Source organism: Tardiphaga sp. 709 (genome assembly GCF_032401055.1).
GTDB lineage: Bacteria > Pseudomonadota > Alphaproteobacteria > Rhizobiales > Xanthobacteraceae > Tardiphaga.
The window spans coordinates 4902700-4918604 of sequence record NZ_CP135529.1 but is presented as its reverse complement, the minus strand read 5'-3'; the positions used below and the strand labels follow the sequence as shown (position 1 = coordinate 4918604).

The following is a 15905-nucleotide window of genomic DNA, read 5'->3' as shown; positions in this document are numbered from 1 at the left end:
TCAGGCGAACGACCGGCTCGATCCTGTTCAAGGGCAATGCGGTGCGGCCGCTATAGCAGTCGCATTCGCCCTCCGATCCTTCGCCTGCTTATTGAACGTATCAGCCACTGCACTCGACAAAGGCGTGGCATCGCGGCAGGACATATAGTCTCCTGAAGCTGGTCCTGTTGACTCGATTGATCCCACTTGCGGCGTCGAATGGCGCATTGCGGAGATAGTGCATGCGATATTCGACCGATGATCTGCGCGCGGCTGTCACAGCCGGCGTGCTTCCTTCCACGCAGCTCGACGCCCTGCTGGCTTTCCTCACGGCGCGTGTGCCGGAGCAGCCGGCGGCCGGGCCCAAATTCGATGTCGTGCATTTGCTCTGGTATGCCGGCGCGCTGGTGGTGATATCAGCCATGGGGCTGTTCTCGACGCTGGCGTTTTCGCAAATGGGCGGACCGGCGCTGACCGCCACTGCACTTGTCTATGCCGGCCTGTTCACCGCCGCCGGGAACTATCTCTGGACGGTCAAGAAACTGCGCACACCGGGTGGTCTGCTGATCGCGGTCGCCGTGGCGATGACGCCGCTCGCCGTGTTCGGCATACAGGATGCCTACGGCGCCTGGACCGAGTTCGGCAAGCCGGCGGCGATGCGCGACTTCTATGTCTGGATCAAGGGCAGCTTCGTCTTCATGGAGCTTGCAACCATCGCTGCAGCCATCGTGGCACTGCAATTCTATCGCTTTCCCTTCATCGTCTTCATCATGGCGGTCGCACTGTGGTTCCTGTCGATGGACGTCGTGCCCTGGATCACCGGTGCGGGCTACGGCAACTGGGAAATGTCGCGCAAGATTTCGGTCTGGTTCGGCCTCGGCATTCTGGTTGCTGCGGTGATCGTCAACCTGCGCCAGCGCAGCGGCGATTTCGCATTCTGGCTTTATCTGTTCGGCGTGCTGACATTCTGGGGCGGCATCACCGCCACGTCGAACGGCACCAATCTCGACAAGGCGCTATACTGCCTGCTGAATGTCGGCTTCCTGCTGATCTCGGTCGCCTTGTCGCGGCGGGTGTTCGCGGTGTTCGGCACCATCGGCATTGCCATCTATCTCGGCGACCTCGCCGAGAAGATCTTCAAGGATTCAATGCTGTTCCCGTTCGCGCTGTCGCTGATCGGCATCGGCATCATTGCGCTGGGGCTGTATGTCCATCGCCACCAGCGCGACATCGGCACCTGGGTCGATGCGCGCCTGCCTGAATCGCTCAAGCGCCTGCGGGCGGAACCGGTCGCCGGACAGGCTTGACGAGGCCGGCCCTGCAGACGGGAAGCAGGGCGGCAAGCCTCGTCCCTTGAATCCACCATTCCGTTCAGGCATCCTTGCAATCAAGAATAGTATTCAAGGGAGGCTGCCATGGCGTTGTCGCGTCGGACCGTTCTGTTGTCGCTGGCCCTGTCGCTCGCCGTCGTGCTGCCAGTCAGCGCTGCCAGCTTCCTCGTCAGGCTCGATCCCGACAAGGATGGCACCGTCGACATGGCCGAGGCCAAGGCCGCCGCCGGCAAACTGTTCGACCTGCTCGACCGCGACAAGGACGGCACGCTGGACGCCAGGGAGCTACGCGGCCGCATGAGCAAGAGCGAATTCGCAGCGGCCAATCCGGACAATGACGGCACGCTCGACAAGGCGGAATATCTCGCCGTGGTGGAAACCCGGTTCCGCGCGGCAAACCCCGATAATGACGGCACCATCGACGCCAGAGAATTCGCCACGCCAGCCGGCAAGAAGCTGTTGAAGCTGCTGAAATAGGGCCCTTTTATCGTCACCGGACTCGCCCCATATTCCGCCCATGGCGAAGAAACCCGACTCTCCGAAAAAGCCCACAAAATCAATCAAGACACCCGCCGCCAAGCCTGGCGCCGGCCGTCCCGACGTCAAGCCGATCGGGCCCGCGCTGGCGGAATTGCTGAATCCCGCAATTAATCGCGGCGATGCCGGCATGGGCTCGGGCACCGGCTTGCAGCCGCCGCCGAGTAATTCCTTCGAGCGCCGCTCCGGCGGCGAGGCCGCGGTGCATCGCGCGCGCAAATCCACGCCGAAGAAGTTCGAGGGCGACGAGGGCATGCGCCCGACGCCGCTGCAGCCGTTTCCGCAGCCGGTTGTCGCGCCCTATGCGCCGCGGCTGAGCGAGCAGAAGGGTCTCGAGGAGGCGCCGCAGGCCAATTACAACACCTCGGCGGCGATCCCGACGCTGGATCCGGAACTGGCCAGGCAGCTCGGCTACACCACCGAGGAGGACGACGCCGCGGCAATGGCGCGCCCGCCGCGCAACAAGATGGAAGCCTTGGGCGTGCAGGCCACCGCCGATGCGCTGGAAGCGCTGGTGCGCGATGGCCGCCCGGAATTCAAGGACCAGAAAGTGTGGACGCCGCACCGTCCGCCGCGTCCGGAGAAATCCGAAGGCGGCGTGCGCTTCGAGCTGAAGTCGGAATATGAGCCGAAGGGCGACCAGCCCACCGCGATCAAGGAACTGGTCGAGGGCATCGAGCGCAACGACCGCACGCAGGTTCTGCTCGGCGTCACCGGCTCCGGCAAGACCTACACAATGGCCAAGGTGATCGAGGCCACGCAGCGCCCGGCGATCATTCTCGCGCCGAACAAGACGCTGGCCGCGCAGCTCTATGGCGAGTTCAAGAACTTCTTCCCCGACAACGCGGTCGAATATTTCGTCAGCTATTACGACTACTACCAGCCGGAAGCCTACGTTCCGCGCACCGACACCTATATCGAGAAAGACTCGTCGATCAACGAGCAGATCGACCGCATGCGCCATTCGGCGACGCGCGCCCTGCTCGAGCGCGACGACGTCATCATCGTGGCGTCGGTGTCGTGCATCTACGGTATCGGCTCGGTGGAAACCTATACCGCGATGACCTTCGCGCTGAAAAAGGACGAGCGCATCGACCAGCGCCAGCTCATCGCCGACCTCGTAGCGCTACAATACAAGCGCACGCAACACGATTTCACCCGCGGCACCTTCCGCGTGCGCGGTGACGTCATCGACATCTTCCCGGCGCACTATGAAGACCGCGCCTGGCGCGTGAACCTGTTCGGCGACACCGTGGAGAGCATCGAGGAGTTCGATCCGCTCACCGGCCACAAGCAGGACGAGCTCGAATTCATCAAGATCTACGCCAACTCGCATTACGTGACGCCGCGGCCGACGTTGATCCAGGCGATGAAATCGATCAAGGAAGAGCTGAAGTGGCGGCTCGACCAGTTGCACAATCAGGGCCGCCTGCTGGAAGCGCAGCGCCTCGAGCAGCGCACCACCTTCGATCTCGAAATGATGGAAGCCACCGGATCGTGCGCCGGCATCGAGAACTATTCGCGCTATCTCACCGGCCGCCGGCCCGGCGAGCCGCCGCCGACTTTGTTCGAATATGTGCCGGACAATGCGCTGGTCTTCGCCGACGAGAGCCACGTCACGGTGCCGCAGATCGGCGGCATGTTCAAAGGCGACTTCCGCCGCAAGGCGACGCTGGCGGAATACGGCTTCCGCCTGCCCTCCTGCATGGACAACCGCCCGCTGCGCTTCGAGGAATGGGACATGATGCGCCCGCAATCCGTCGCGGTGTCGGCGACGCCGTCCGGCTGGGAGCTGCAGGAATCCGGCGGCGTGTTCGTCGAGCAGGTCATTCGCCCCACCGGCCTGATCGACCCGCCAATCAATATCCGCCCGGCGCGCACCCAGGTCGACGATCTCTTGGGCGAAGTCCGCGCCACCGCGGCCCAGGGCTATCGTTCCCTGATCACCGTGCTCACCAAGCGCATGGCCGAAGACCTGACAGAGTTCCTGCATGAGCAGGGCATTCGCGTGCGCTACATGCACTCGGACATCGACACCATCGAGCGCATCGAGATCATCCGCGACTTGCGCCTTGGCGCGTTCGACGCGCTGGTCGGCATCAATCTCCTCCGCGAAGGCCTCGACATTCCCGAATGCGCGCTGGTCGCCGTGCTCGACGCCGACAAGGAAGGCTTCCTGCGCTCGGAGACCTCGCTGATCCAGACCATCGGCCGCGCCGCGCGTAACGTCGACGGCCGCGTCATTCTCTATGCCGACCAGATGACCGGTTCGATGACGCGCGCCATCGCCGAAACCGATCGCCGCCGCGAGAAGCAGGTCGAATACAACACGCTGCACGGCATCACGCCGGAGAGCGTGAAGAAGTCGATCGGCGACATCATGAACTCGGTCTATGAAGGCGACCGCGTGCTGGTGGATATCGGCGGCGGCATGGCCGAGGACGCCATCACCATCGGGCACAATTTCGAAGCCGTGCTGGCCGATCTGGAAGTGCGGATGCGCGAGGCCGCGGCCGACCTGAACTTCGAGGAAGCCGCGCGCCTGCGCGACGAGGTCAAGCGCCTGCGCGCCACCGAACTCGCCGTGGTCGACGATCCCACCGTCAAGCAGCGCGGCGTCGCCGCGCGCGGCGGCGCCTATAAGGGCGAGAAGAAATACGGCGACGCCGCCAACCTGCCCGCGCGTCTCGACAAGGCCGCGCAAGGCAAGGCACGCGGCAAATACGGCAAGAGTTCATCAGCGGGCGGCGCATCGTCGAAAGTGCACAAGCCGGGGCTCGACGAGATGGGCATCGCGAACTGGCATGAAGTGAAGCCGGCTCGCGGCAAGGAAGTGCAGCGCCCGCGCAAGCCGACACTGGACGAGATGGGACCCGGCACCGAGAGCAAGATCTTCCAGCCGAAGAATTCGCGCGAGTCCGGACCGGAGTTTGGACCGGCGCCAAGATCAACCGGCGGCGCGCCGGGGCATCGGGGCGGGTGGAAGAAGAGGTAGCTACGCTCTTCTCCTGGCCACACGAACGGACCGCAGTGTCCCCTCTCCCCTCGCGGGAGAGGTCAGGGAGGGGCGCAGCCGCGAGTGAAGGCCGATGTAACCGCGCTTCACGCATCGCATTGAACGACGAGCATCTCGCGGCGACCGATCCCGCGCCTGACCGCGGCCGTCGAGCCCCACCGCACAAAATATCAGAAGGGCTACTTATCCACGTTATCCTAGTTATCCACCATATCGGTGGGAATCGGGTGTAACGGCACGATTCCCTTGCGTGGAGTCCGCAAATCACCGACAGATTCTCTACCCCCTGATTGTTCTCCATGAATTTCAAATGGAGAGCTGTGACATGCCCGAACCTACTAAGTTTGAAGTTAAGTTCATTGGCCTGAGTATTTCCGCTGAAGGTGCGCTCGGTATTGTGGCCGCCGTTGTCGTGTTCTTCGGGGCCATCGCGTTCTACAAATACCTATGAAACCGCGAGAACAGACGGTCGCCTTGGTGAAAGAGCTGACCCAGTTGCGGGGGCGAATAATCACCTCGTATGCCCAAGTAGAATTCCTGCTCGCCGACTTCTCGGTGAAGATTAACGTCGATTTCCCTTATCGAATAAAGGACCGCATCAAAGCAGCGAAGAAAATCGTCGAGCGGCCCGAGTACGCGTCCTACCGCGAAGAGATGATCAAGATTTGCGACGAACTGTTGGAGTATGACGAGGCAAGACACCTCATGGCACACGGCATGGTGAAATTGACCGCCGACCCTCAGGGCAATCACGATATCGAGTTCAGGCTGTACCGGCAGACTCGCAAAGAAACATTCGAGCTTGTCGAGGTACATTCCAGCGTTGCTCGGATGAGGGCAGCCGCCAATGAGATCACGGCCTATGTAGGTCGCGCGGTTGACCTGTTCCGGCGCATTTACAAGGAAATGAAATTGGAATGACCACTTATTCTTTAGGATGCGCTGCATCCTCGCAATTAATATTGACACAATTCCTATAAGACTATATGCTCCTCCTCGTCCTGTTCATGAGGGGCGCTTCTCGAGGGCGCTTTCGGAGTGGAGCAGGATACGGCGCCTGCGGACGTGCCTCGCAAGCACGGACTCGGGAGGTCCGGGGTCACCGTCCTGGCCCACTACGGGGCTGCGCCGGAAACGGCTGGACGGGTGCGGGTGAAGGCAGGCGAAAGCCTGTCCGGAACGGAGGACTTATTAGTCCTGCCCAGTACCCGGAAGCACGGTCCCTGGAACAGAAATCGCCGTGATGGAGCGCCGCAAGGCGTTGCGCTGCAGAAGGCGAGGCGTCGCAGCCGAGCCGGATGTGGCGACACTACCCAAGGTGCGCCTTGCGGCGCTCCATTCCCCTCAGTTTTCGAGGGGACGACCACAGCTCACCTCGGGGCTTTCGCCCGCGAGAACGATGTCGCGTGGCTGTTTGACATGTACATCCGAGCGAACGACGGCGGGCTTCTCCCGCGTCGTTACTTCCCAGCCGGCGGCGCGACGTCGGCGACCTGGCCGCTGCGCTTCAGCGCCTCGGCGACGAAGCCCGAGGCCTTCATCTCCTCGACAAAGGCGGCAAGATAGGCAACACCAGCCGTGCGCGGTCTGTCGGCGATGCGCGGCATGGCCATCGCCTGCTGGATCTCCTGGAAATGCCCGGACATCACGCGCATTTCCGGATGGTCCTTGGCATAGGCATCGAGCTGCTGGCGCACGCCGGCGGCGGCATCGAGCTTCTCGTCGAGAAACTTCTTGATCATCGCGCTGCCGCCGCCGGCATCGGCGCGCAGCACGGTGGCGTGCTTGATGGTGCGGGTGAGATAGAGGTCATAGGCCGAGCCGAGGCCGACCGACATTCTGACGCCGTCCTTGTCGACGTCGTCGACACTCTTCAGCGGCGAATTCACCGGCACCATGTAGGTGCCCTCGATGATCACATAGGGCGCGGTGAAGATGATCTCCTGCGCACGCACCGGCTCGATGGCGATAAAGCCGACATCCCAGGCGCCGGCCTTGGCGCCTTCGAACACCTTGCCCGCGGCCTCGTAAGGCACGTAGTCCACGGGGACGCCGAGGCGCTTGGCGAGTTCGGCGGCAAGATCCGCCGAGACGCCGCGCGGCGCGCCGTCGGGGCCCTTCTGGGCCAAGACACTATTGCCGTAATTGATCGCGGCGCGGAGCTTTCCGGTGGGGGCGAGATCGCGCAGCACCTCTGGCGACGGCGCCGGCTGGGCGAAAGCCGGGAATGCAGCAGTCATGAACAGCACCATCCATCGTAAAACACGCATCATTGGCCTCCCCGATTTCGGCGCGACCATGCCCGCAAACCCGCCGCGCGACAATCGGCGACCAAGGCTTCGACGAGAGCGTGATCAGCCCGGCGCGACCAAGCTCCGTTCGTCACGCGACGGGATGGCTGATATGCCCGGCCGAGAATGCCTGTTATCGCAGTGCGCGAGCGTCTACACTCATGCCCGTTGGCGCAGTGGGGCTCGATCGGTGTTCGACGGTTTTTACAAATGCGACTACCGGGCGGGCGACGTGGTCGGCCGCAGCGTCATGTATTGCAAGGACGGCCGCATGCTCGGCGGCAACACCGCTTTCGCCCATGTCGGCACCTATGAGGAAGCCGACGACGGCATCCATGCGGTGATCCACGGCCAGCGCCATCATGTCGGTTCGCAGTTTCGCACGCTCTATGGCGACGACGACGGCTCGATCCAGGTGCGTGGCATCCACGACGGCAAGAACTACAGGTTCACGGGCGGCGACGCGCAGGGCAAGGGGCCGGCCTTCGAGTCCGTGATGACACGGCTCGACGAAGAGGACTTCCCGGACACCGGCACGGTGGGCGATGGCGGCATCGCCAACGGGCTGTATTCGCTGCACATGAAAACCCTCGACGGCGTCGAGGACGGGCTGACCGGCGTGATGCTGCTGTTCGACGGCCGCATTCTGGGCGGCGACGCCCGCTTCTATTATCTCGGCGCCTATGGTTCGGCCGGCGGCCGCTGGAAGGGCGAGATCGTCAATCAGGAGCACACGCCCGCAGCCGGCGGGAGCTCGCTCTTCGCCGGCTACGAAGTGGGCATCGGCTTTTCCGGCAGCTGCAGCGACGGTTGCGCGGCATTCGAAGCCACCGCCCTCGCCGGCAAACGCAGCCTGCGCCTGAAGGCCGAGCTGTCGCTGCTGCACAAGGCGTGATGGTTAGGCGCGCGCCAGCACCCTGCGTTCGACGGGATGAATGTCGATGGCACGCAGGCGGCCCATCCGCAGCACATCGATCTCGATCGTCCGATCGATACGGTCGCGATCAAGAATGCGGATCAGGTCATCGACGCCATTCACCGGCACGTGATCGAGACTGACGACGACATCGCCCGGCAACAGGCCAGCCTTGAACGCCGGACCGTCGGGATCGATCTGGTCGATCAGCGCGCCCATGGTGTTCTCGATGCCGGCGAGCACCGCATGGCGGCGCGGGATCGGCGCGGTCTGGCCGGACACGCCGATGAAGGCGCGGCGGACATAGCCGTGACGGATGATCTCCGACAGCACGAACTGCGCGGTGTTGCTGGCGACCGCAAAGCAGATGCCCTGCGCGCCCTGGATGATCGCGGTGTTGATGCCGATCACTTCGCCACGCGACGACACCAGCGCGCCGCCCGAATTGCCGGGATTGAGCGCGGCATCGGTCTGGATCACGTCCTCGATATTGCGCCCGCTCACCGAGCGGATCGAGCGGCCGAGCGCCGAGACGACACCGGCGGTGACGGTGGATTCGAAGCCAAGCGGATTGCCGATGGCCACAACAAGCTGGCCGCGCTTCAGGTTCTTGGAATTGCCGAGGCCCGCATAGCGCAGGTCGCGCGCGTTATCGGCCCGCAGCAAAGCGAGATCGGTATCGGGATCGGCGCCGAGCACGCGGGCATCGGTGACGACGCCTTCAGTGTCACGCAGGCGAATATGTCTGGAATCGCCGACGACATGGCTATTGGTCAGGACGAGGCCGTCGGGCGAGATGACGATGCCGGAGCCCAGCCCGCCGCGTTCGCGGGCATTCGGCGTCCTCGCTCCGGTCTCGACGCGCACGACCGCGGGACCGACGCGTTCAGTCACATCGATGACAGCGTTCGAATAGGCATCGAGCAGCGCGGCATCGTTCTGCACTGCGGCAACGGCGGGTGTGGCGGAATCGTCATCTAACGGATGTGCGGTGATATCAAGCATGGCGATGCTTCCTTTGACATTTAAATGGCCCCGGCGCGCACCACTGCAAGTGCAGCATGCGCAGTGGACATGGCGGGGCTGCATCGCGCCTTGGCCTCAGTTCTGTTCAAACCGTGACTTTACGCCGCAGCTCAGCGCACCTATGTTTTGCGCGCGGCTGTCGATGGTGATGAGCGCTTTTCAAGGGACGAAACCACGATGGCCAAGCAACCCTGGTATCGCATTCTCTATATCCAGGTGCTGATCGCGATCGCGATCGGCGTCACCGTCGGCTACTTCTATCCAGATGCCGGCAAGGCGCTGAAGCCGCTCGGCGACGGCTTCATTGCCCTGATCAAGATGATGATCGCGCCGGCGATCTTCTGCACCGTGGTGCACGGCATCGCCTCGATCGGCGACATGAGCAAGGTCGGCCGCATCGGTGGCAAGACGCTGCTATACTTCGAGACGGTCTCTACCCTGGCGCTGCTGATCGGCCTCCTGGTCGGCCACTTCCTGCAGCCCGGCGCCGGCTTCAATATCGATCCCTCCACATTGGACGCAAAATCCGTCGCCAGCTATGTCAGCCGCGCCAAGGAGGAAAGCTTCGTCACCCATCTAATGGGAATCATTCCGACGTCCTATTTCGACTCGCTGGCCAAAGGCGATCTGCTGCAGGTGCTGCTGGTCGCGATCCTGTCCGGCTTCGCGATCTCGCATATGGGCAAGCCCGGCGAAAAGATTGCCGAAGGCGTTGATCTCGCCGGCAAGATGTTCTTCCGCATCATCGGCATGATCGTGCAGCTCGCGCCCATCGGCGCCTTTGGTGCAATGGCTTTCACCATCGGCTCGTTCGGCCTCGGGGCCCTCGTCAATCTCGGCTATCTGATCTTCACCTTTTATCTGGCGTCGCTGCTGTTCGTGCTGCTGGTGCTCGGCGGCATCGCGCGTGCCTTCGGTTTCTCGATTCTGCGTTTCATCGGCTATATCAAGGACGAGCTGCTGATCGTGCTCGGCACCTCGTCGTCCGAGACCGTGCTGCCGCGCATGATCACCAAGATGGAAGCGCTGGGCGCATCGAAGCCCGTGGTTGGCCTCGTCATCCCGACCGGCTACAGCTTCAATCTCGACGGCACCAATATCTACATGACGCTGGCGACGCTGTTCCTGGCGCAGGCCACCAACACGCATCTCACCGTCGGCCAGATGGCGGCCGTGCTCGGCGTGGCGATGCTGACGTCGAAAGGCGCATCGGGCGTCACCGGCGCGGGCTTCGTGACGCTGGCCGCAACGCTGTCGATCATCCCCGATATTCCGATCACCGCACTGGCCATTATCGTCGGCATCGACAAGTTTATGAGCGAATGCCGCGCGCTCACCAATCTGATCGGCAACGGCGTCGCCACCATCGTCATCAGCCGCTGGGAAGGCGAACTCGATCGCCATCAGCTCCACGAGGCGCTGCTGCATCCGATCGATTTCGGCGAAGAGATGGAGCGCCGGCCGCTGGACGAACTGCCGGCAAAATCGGCAGCCTGATCGCCCTGTCTAGGGCACGCGATCCGGCATCAGCGTCGCCGCCGCCTCTGCGCTGGCGTCCGCACCTGACAGCAACAGATACTGCCCGTTCTGCAACGTCGCGGCGCTCGCCACGACGGCGGCGCGCTTAGGGCAGATGCCAAGGCAGCTCGTCAGCACCACGCGTGGACTTTTTACGTCCTGCTGCACGCTGCGGCGTTTCAAGTCCGACTTGAGCGATTTGCGCAGTGCCTTGCCATCATCAATTCGACCAAGGCATTTCTTGCAGACGAGGACGGGCGACGCGCGGCGCAAGCGCGCTGTGACGACGGGTTTACTGGCCATTGCTCTTATATAGAAACCGCCTGCTGCATTGCGATCACCCCGAGCGCCGGTTGCTGGTGTTCTGCGTGAGATTGCCGTGCGCCGCCTGCTCGCGAATATTGTGCTTCTCGTCGTCGCGATGACCCTTGGTGTTATCGAGCGTGACCTTCGGCGCGCTGCCTGGCCCCTTGTCGCTACAGTTATCCTCGGGAACGGGCTGGATGTGCTTGGTCATCGGGAATCTCCCCTTGCAGGTCGAGGGCAACGCAGCCGCCCAAACTGCGTTCCTTAACCAGGCTCCGGCACATGAAATCGCCGCCCGCCGTTGAACCTTCTGGCGCCGTTGTTTGACGCATAAAATAATGTTGAGTGGGGGCGCTGCATGAAAATCGCGTTGCTGATCTTGCTGGGTCTGGTTCTGGGGTTGCTCGGTGGAGCGGCCGTGGGGATCGGAGCCGGTGTTGCCTGGGTCGAATTGTTCAAGACCAGCAATTTCGAGGGCTATAGCGCCATGTTGGTGTTTTTCACCTTCATGCCCATTGGCGCACTCCTCGGCGCCGTTGGCGGAGCCCTTCTGTTTGGCATCATGGCCGCCCGCAACGGCGACATCGCCGTCGAACGCCTGCCCCTGCAGGATCGCGATCAATCCTACCGGTAAGGTTATGCCGGCCGCATAATGCAGCTTAACGTTTTGGTGAGCAGCTCCTCACCAAGAACATTTGTGCATTGCAAAATAATCCGTTGAATTTTAGCGAAATTATATTACTTCAGCTATCAAGCAATTTGTGCAGACCGCCCGGGCAACGTTGCCCCGGCGCGCAAGTGTTTCAACCATTTTCAGGACTATCCCAATGACAGAGCATAGCCTCTGGCGTTTCTCGCGCGCGTTGCATCGCGCCATCAATGAACGCCAGCTCGACCACCTCACTGACATCATCGACGACAATATCGAGTGGGCGGTCTACGGGCCGATCGACATGTTTCCGTTTCTCGGTGCGCGTCACGGCAAGGCCGCCGTCCTCGATGTCTGCAAGCAGATCGCCGACAATGTGCGGGTGCATCGCTTCGAGCGTGAGTCGATGATCCTTGGTGACGAGTCTGGCTCCGCAATGATGCGCTTCTCGCTGACCGCGCTGGATTCGAACCGCCCCATCAGCCTGCGGCTGGCGCAATTCGCTCAGTTCAAGGCCGGGCGTCTGACCAGCATGCGCGTGGTCGTGGATACGTTCGACCTGGTCGAACAGGCATTGGGCCGGCCTATCCATCTGCCGAAGATCGCCTGAGCGGCACGGCGATTGCCAATCGCCACGTCCATCCCCAGCGAAATGTTGCGACGCCACAATTCCGCCGGGCCTGATGGTATTATGTGCCAATCGATCCGCGATCTTGCTGGGCAGTGGCACGATGGCTTCAATCAAACCGACATATTGGGCGCTCGTCACAGCACTCGGCGGAACCGCGTTGGCTTTTCCGGCTCACGCGCAGAATCCGTGGCGTGGTCTCGTCGATGTTGCGCCACCTCCCGGTGAAATAGAGTCGGTCGACACCACCCCCACTCCTCCTGCAAATACCCCGGAACCCGACTGGAGCCTCTTGAACGCCGACGATTCGCCGACGGCGAAGGCATCGCTCCGCGAGAAGCGCTCGTCGCTGATCGTCGGCAGCCCGTCGTCCAGCTGGACCAACAATGAGAGCAACGGCGCGTCCGCACTCTCGGTCAAGCAGTCGGTCACGCCGTTCTGGGATACGCGCGTCGGCGCTGACATCAATGTCGCGCGGCAGACCGCGCCGCGCAGCGCAGCCGATGCCTACCGCAACCAATTCGGAGACGGCACGGCGCAGGCTCAATCGGGCGGCGCAGCCTGGGCGGCCGCGACTGCTCCCGGCGTGGGTTCGATCTGGGACAAGACAGCAATCGAAGCGCGCGTCGATCCGGGTGCGGATCAAACCAAACTTGGCACTTCGCTCAGCAAGTCGGTACCCATTGCCGGCGATCAGTATTCACTGACCCTGCAGAGCGGCTACAACGTCATTCAGCAAGGTAATATTCCGGCCATTGGCTATAACGGTCGCCCGACGCGCAGCTATGAGACCGACCAGCTCGCGCGCTTCAACATCACCGATACCGGCACCAGCTTCATCGCCGGGCAATCGCTCGCAACCACCGACGACAAATGGCTGCGCAAGTTCGGCGCCGAGCAGAAGCTGTTTGGCGGCGTCAACGTCTCCGGATCGATCAGCGAGACCCCGCAGGGCGTCACCAACAAGACGTTCTCTGCCGGCTTCAAGCATAGCTGGTAAAGTAAGTTTTAATACACTTTGCCAGATGATTGCCGGCAAAGATCGGCGCCCTGCCGCATATTCGCCGCGATCTCGTCAAAATCCACTGCGCAGATGTACACGTAAATTTGTCATGCGGGGGACCGCGCTCGCTCATTGTGAAGTTCACTTCACACAAACAAGGAAGAGCTGATGAGTGCCATTCGTTCAGAACAGACAGAAGCCAAAGATGACGACAGCAACCTCGCCGCTGTGTCTGAAGTCGAAGCGGGCATCCGCGACTTCGTGCGCAACGATATCGCTTACCTCCGTCGTCCGGTGCCTGGCATGGTGAACAATTCAAGTGAAACCACCACCGGCACCGAAGCGCCGCTGGAAGCGACGACCGAAGCGACCGTCAACAGCGTCAATTCGCTGATCCAGCGCGTCGCCGGCACCTCGCTCGGCGAGATCGAGAAGCTGGTTTCCGAACTGGAGAGCCTCCGCGACCTACTCCACGCCGAAGGCCAGCGCGTTCAGCGCGAGATCTCCGGCTATGCCCAACTCAGCCAGGCCGCGATGAAGTCGACCCGCCTGATCGCCGACAATGTCGCTCAGTGGAAGCGTACCGCTGACGGTCTGCGTCACGACTGATCGGCACTAGACCGCCCGAATCAAAAGCCGCCGCCCGAAAGGGCGGCGGTTTTTTCGTGAGCCCGTTCAATTGAACTTTATTCGTTTTGTTCCCGACCAACGGTTACGCAGCACCTGCGAACTACTTTTGGGGGAATCGATCCGTGGAGACCATTCGGCCGAACAAAACCGATCCCATTCCGGCGCGTAACAACGCACCTGCGATGGGGACCATTATCTTGCGTTTTGTCGGATTGCTGTTGGTGGCCGTGGCATTGCTCGCCTGGGCCTGGAGTCGCTGAGGTCGCCATCGACCCCACTCACGAAAAAACCCGCGCAGTTCGGCGCGGGCCTAGTTAGCAAATCGTAAAAATTACTCGCTGACGACCGCGCTGCTCTCGAGCGTATAGGCGCCATCGGCATAACCCTTGACCACCATGCAGGTGGCCAGCATCACCGCAAGCGTTACGCTCGCAAAGATGAAGCCCACAAATTTCAATCCGGTGCGGTCAGCCATTGTCGTCCCCAAAATCGTCCTACGAAGTGTCGTCTCGGTCGTCATACCCGTGAGTCGCAGATCACGCTCACAAGGTTCAGAACCCCTTAACAGAGTTCGGGTTCCATCGATAAAGTTTGAAATGGTTAAGCCGCGTCGCCCCGTTGCGGCAGGAAGACCGAACCAAGGAAGCTGTAGACCTCCTCGCCGCGCTGATTAACGGCAACGTTCTTCGACTGCAAGATCCCCCAGCCCGGACGCGTAGCCGTCGCACGCACGGACACAACCTCGCTGCGATAGGTCAGGGTGTCACCCGCAAGAACAGGCCGTATCCAGCGCAGATCGCGAAAGCCCGGAGATGGCCCACCGACTGGGGGCTCTTCGCCCCGCGCTTCGGCTTCCGCCTTGGCGCGCTGGCCATCGGCCACCAGCAACTTCATGCAGATCGATGCCACGTGCCAACCCGACGCAGCAAGACCGCCGAACAGCGATTTGCGACCCGCCTCTTCATCGAGATGGAATGGCTGCGGATCGAATTGTTCGGCAAACGCCTTGATCGACTCGGCCGTGAACGTGAACGAACCGAGTTCGCGGCGATGACCGATTTGGATGTCTTCCAGATAGCGCATGCTGCGACCTAATTCCCGGCGACGGCTTCACGCCGCCCGATCATGATCGGCGTGATCATCTCGGAAATCATATGCCCCTTGGCGTTGAGTACGCTGAACTTGAATTTGACGATGCCCAAAGTCGGCCGGCTTTGCGATTCGCGTGCCTCGACCACTTCGACATCCAGTGTCAGATCGTCGCCCGGGCGAAACGGCGCAAGCCATCGCATCTGATCGACACCCGGCGAGCCCATCGATGCGGTCTTGTGCAGAAAGCCGTCATAGATCATCCGCATCATCAGCGAGCACATGTGCCAGCCGGAGCCGGAAAGTCCTTTGAGCATCGATGCGCTTGCGGCAACTTCATCGAGATGCATCGGCTGCGGATCGTATTCTTTCGCATAGGCGATAATCTCGTCGCGCGTAATATGGCGCGGCCCGAAGGTCCCGAAGTGGCCGGGCTTAAAATCTTCAAATGTCAGGGTCATAATGGGGAATGCCGTCGAGGAAGCCTGATTGTGGCCGTTATTTGCAGCAATCTCAACCCGGTCGCTTGCATGGCTTTCCCGCGATCCTGCCCGTCAATGTGGTCGGGCCGGGATATTTGAAGCCGTTTCTCAATGCAATTGAATTTGTCAGTCATCTACACGGCGGGGGATTTCACCGATGTTCGAATTTCGCGATCTGTTTCAGTGGGACCGTTTCATTACGCCCACCATCATCAAGACGTTCTACTGGCTGGTGATCGCACTGATCATTCTGTTCGGCATCTCCGGGATCTTCTCCGGTCTTGCCGCAATGGCCATCAGCCCGTTCGGCGGGTTCATCCTCGTGATGTCGAGTCTCGCCAGTGTGATCGTCGGAATCATCTTCGCACGCATTGCGGCTGAGTTCGTTCTGATCGTGTTCCGTATCAACGAACATCTTGGCGCGCTACGGGATCAGGGGCAAAACCTCGGGCAGGATCACGGCCACGGCCACGGCCAGCAGTACTGAGCGTTAGTTCTCTCCGC

Annotated in this window: 19 protein-coding genes; 12 read left to right on the top strand and 7 right to left on the bottom strand. The window is 61.7% G+C overall.

All coding sequences use genetic code 11. From position 1 onward, the window contains the following. The first annotated feature begins 221 nt into the window (after positions 1-221). From RSO67_RS23890 to RSO67_RS23870, 5 genes are all read left to right on the top strand, one after another. The gene (locus tag RSO67_RS23890) at positions 222-1286 is read left to right on the top strand and encodes a hypothetical protein (protein WP_315840847.1); all 1065 of its coding nucleotides are present in this window, start codon (positions 222-224) and stop codon (positions 1284-1286) included. Positions 1287-1394: 108 nt separating this feature from the next. Then, positions 1395-1787 carry an EF-hand domain-containing protein gene (locus tag RSO67_RS23885; RefSeq protein ID WP_315840846.1) on the top strand — a complete coding sequence of 131 codons (393 nt, stop codon included), beginning with the start codon at positions 1395-1397 and terminating at the stop codon, positions 1785-1787. Positions 1788-1827: 40 nt separating this feature from the next. Beyond that, positions 1828-4842: an excinuclease ABC subunit UvrB gene (uvrB, locus tag RSO67_RS23880; RefSeq protein ID WP_315840845.1), complete on the top strand. Its 3015-nt coding sequence runs from the start codon at positions 1828-1830 to the stop codon at positions 4840-4842. Between the two features lie 346 nt (positions 4843-5188). After that, the gene (locus tag RSO67_RS23875; RefSeq protein WP_283805439.1) at positions 5189-5314 is read left to right on the top strand and encodes a hypothetical protein; all 126 of its coding nucleotides are present in this window, start codon (positions 5189-5191) and stop codon (positions 5312-5314) included. A 26-nt stretch (positions 5315-5340) separates the two neighbouring features. After that, positions 5341-5784 carry a hypothetical protein gene (locus RSO67_RS23870; RefSeq protein ID WP_315840844.1) on the top strand — a complete coding sequence of 148 codons (444 nt, stop codon included), beginning with the start codon at positions 5341-5343 and terminating at the stop codon, positions 5782-5784. A 539-nt stretch (positions 5785-6323) separates the two neighbouring features. Here the strand turns inward: RSO67_RS23870 and RSO67_RS23865 are convergent. Further along, entirely contained in the window at positions 6324-7133 is an 810-nt protein-coding gene (locus RSO67_RS23865; protein ID WP_315840843.1) for an ABC transporter substrate-binding protein, read from the bottom strand. Between the two features lie 211 nt (positions 7134-7344). On the opposite strand from RSO67_RS23865, the gene RSO67_RS23860 reads away from it, so the two are divergent. Continuing rightward, entirely contained in the window at positions 7345-8049 is a 705-nt protein-coding gene (locus tag RSO67_RS23860; protein WP_315840842.1) for a GrlR family regulatory protein, read from the top strand. A gap of 3 nt (positions 8050-8052) precedes the next feature. Here the strand turns inward: RSO67_RS23860 and RSO67_RS23855 are convergent, their stop codons facing one another. Further along, positions 8053-9075, bottom strand: coding sequence for a S1C family serine protease (locus RSO67_RS23855; RefSeq protein ID WP_315840841.1), 1023 nt, complete (start codon positions 9073-9075; stop codon positions 8053-8055). Between the two features lie 198 nt (positions 9076-9273). On the opposite strand from RSO67_RS23855, the gene RSO67_RS23850 reads away from it, so the two are divergent. Further along, a complete protein-coding gene (locus RSO67_RS23850; RefSeq protein WP_315840840.1) occupies positions 9274-10593 on the top strand; it encodes a dicarboxylate/amino acid:cation symporter in 1320 nt (439 codons plus the stop codon). Between the two features lie 9 nt (positions 10594-10602). Here RSO67_RS23850 and RSO67_RS23845 read toward each other — a convergent pair whose 3' ends face one another. Continuing rightward, on the bottom strand, positions 10603-10917 hold the full coding sequence (locus tag RSO67_RS23845; protein ID WP_315840839.1) for a (2Fe-2S) ferredoxin domain-containing protein: 315 nt from the start codon (positions 10915-10917) through the stop codon (positions 10603-10605). Between the two features lie 34 nt (positions 10918-10951). Further along, complete coding sequence (locus RSO67_RS23840; RefSeq protein ID WP_089261775.1) at positions 10952-11131, bottom strand: hypothetical protein; 180 nt, start codon at positions 11129-11131, stop codon at positions 10952-10954. Positions 11132-11278: 147 nt separating this feature from the next. Between RSO67_RS23840 and RSO67_RS23835 the strand changes: the two genes are divergently transcribed. The 4 genes from RSO67_RS23835 to RSO67_RS23820 all read left to right on the top strand — a co-directional run bounded on the left by RSO67_RS23835 (position 11279) and on the right by RSO67_RS23820 (position 13809). Continuing rightward, positions 11279-11554, top strand: coding sequence for a hypothetical protein (locus RSO67_RS23835; protein WP_315840838.1), 276 nt, complete (start codon positions 11279-11281; stop codon positions 11552-11554). A gap of 193 nt (positions 11555-11747) precedes the next feature. Beyond that, entirely contained in the window at positions 11748-12179 is a 432-nt protein-coding gene (locus tag RSO67_RS23830) for a nuclear transport factor 2 family protein (RefSeq protein ID WP_068731173.1), read from the top strand. A gap of 310 nt (positions 12180-12489) precedes the next feature. After that, on the top strand, positions 12490-13197 hold the full coding sequence (locus tag RSO67_RS23825; protein WP_315840837.1) for a hypothetical protein: 708 nt from the start codon (positions 12490-12492) through the stop codon (positions 13195-13197). Positions 13198-13368: 171 nt separating this feature from the next. Then, complete coding sequence (locus tag RSO67_RS23820; RefSeq protein WP_089261783.1) at positions 13369-13809, top strand: hypothetical protein; 441 nt, start codon at positions 13369-13371, stop codon at positions 13807-13809. Positions 13810-14161: 352 nt separating this feature from the next. Here RSO67_RS23820 and RSO67_RS23815 read toward each other — a convergent pair whose 3' ends face one another. The 3 genes from RSO67_RS23815 to RSO67_RS23805 all read right to left on the bottom strand — a co-directional run bounded on the left by RSO67_RS23815 (position 14162) and on the right by RSO67_RS23805 (position 15380). Beyond that, positions 14162-14305, bottom strand: coding sequence for a hypothetical protein (locus RSO67_RS23815; protein ID WP_170849743.1), 144 nt, complete (start codon positions 14303-14305; stop codon positions 14162-14164). Between the two features lie 125 nt (positions 14306-14430). Continuing rightward, a complete protein-coding gene (locus RSO67_RS23810) occupies positions 14431-14913 on the bottom strand; it encodes a MaoC family dehydratase (protein ID WP_315840836.1) in 483 nt (160 codons plus the stop codon). Between the two features lie 8 nt (positions 14914-14921). Continuing rightward, on the bottom strand, positions 14922-15380 hold the full coding sequence (locus tag RSO67_RS23805; protein ID WP_315840835.1) for a MaoC family dehydratase: 459 nt from the start codon (positions 15378-15380) through the stop codon (positions 14922-14924). A 178-nt stretch (positions 15381-15558) separates the two neighbouring features. Between RSO67_RS23805 and RSO67_RS23800 the strand changes: the two genes are divergently transcribed. Continuing rightward, complete coding sequence (locus RSO67_RS23800) at positions 15559-15888, top strand: DUF4282 domain-containing protein (RefSeq protein ID WP_315840834.1); 330 nt, start codon at positions 15559-15561, stop codon at positions 15886-15888. The last annotated feature ends 17 nt before the right edge of the window (positions 15889-15905 follow it).

Excerpts from the sequence above, each read along its gene's own strand:
- RSO67_RS23805 (WP_315840835.1), bottom strand. The coding sequence starts at position 15,380 with ATGACCCTGACATTTGAAGATTTTAAGCCCGGCCACTTCGGGACCTTC.
- RSO67_RS23820 (WP_089261783.1), top strand. The coding sequence starts at position 13,369 with ATGAGTGCCATTCGTTCAGAACAGACAGAAGCCAAAGATGACGACAGC.
- RSO67_RS23840 (WP_089261775.1), bottom strand. The coding sequence starts at position 11,131 with ATGACCAAGCACATCCAGCCCGTTCCCGAGGATAACTGTAGCGACAAG.
- RSO67_RS23815 (WP_170849743.1), bottom strand. The coding sequence starts at position 14,305 with ATGGCTGACCGCACCGGATTGAAATTTGTGGGCTTCATCTTTGCGAGC.
- RSO67_RS23800 (WP_315840834.1), top strand. The coding sequence starts at position 15,559 with ATGTTCGAATTTCGCGATCTGTTTCAGTGGGACCGTTTCATTACGCCC.
- RSO67_RS23890 (WP_315840847.1), top strand. The coding sequence starts at position 222 with ATGCGATATTCGACCGATGATCTGCGCGCGGCTGTCACAGCCGGCGTG.
- RSO67_RS23885 (WP_315840846.1), top strand. The coding sequence starts at position 1,395 with ATGGCGTTGTCGCGTCGGACCGTTCTGTTGTCGCTGGCCCTGTCGCTC.
- RSO67_RS23865 (WP_315840843.1), bottom strand. The coding sequence starts at position 7,133 with ATGCGTGTTTTACGATGGATGGTGCTGTTCATGACTGCTGCATTCCCG.
- RSO67_RS23845 (WP_315840839.1), bottom strand. The coding sequence starts at position 10,917 with ATGGCCAGTAAACCCGTCGTCACAGCGCGCTTGCGCCGCGCGTCGCCC.
- RSO67_RS23855 (WP_315840841.1), bottom strand. The coding sequence starts at position 9,075 with ATGCTTGATATCACCGCACATCCGTTAGATGACGATTCCGCCACACCC.
- uvrB (WP_315840845.1), top strand. The coding sequence starts at position 1,828 with ATGGCGAAGAAACCCGACTCTCCGAAAAAGCCCACAAAATCAATCAAG.
- RSO67_RS23850 (WP_315840840.1), top strand. The coding sequence starts at position 9,274 with ATGGCCAAGCAACCCTGGTATCGCATTCTCTATATCCAGGTGCTGATC.
- RSO67_RS23830 (WP_068731173.1), top strand. The coding sequence starts at position 11,748 with ATGACAGAGCATAGCCTCTGGCGTTTCTCGCGCGCGTTGCATCGCGCC.
- RSO67_RS23810 (WP_315840836.1), bottom strand. The coding sequence starts at position 14,913 with ATGCGCTATCTGGAAGACATCCAAATCGGTCATCGCCGCGAACTCGGT.
- RSO67_RS23875 (WP_283805439.1), top strand. The coding sequence starts at position 5,189 with ATGCCCGAACCTACTAAGTTTGAAGTTAAGTTCATTGGCCTGAGTATT.
- RSO67_RS23835 (WP_315840838.1), top strand. The coding sequence starts at position 11,279 with ATGAAAATCGCGTTGCTGATCTTGCTGGGTCTGGTTCTGGGGTTGCTC.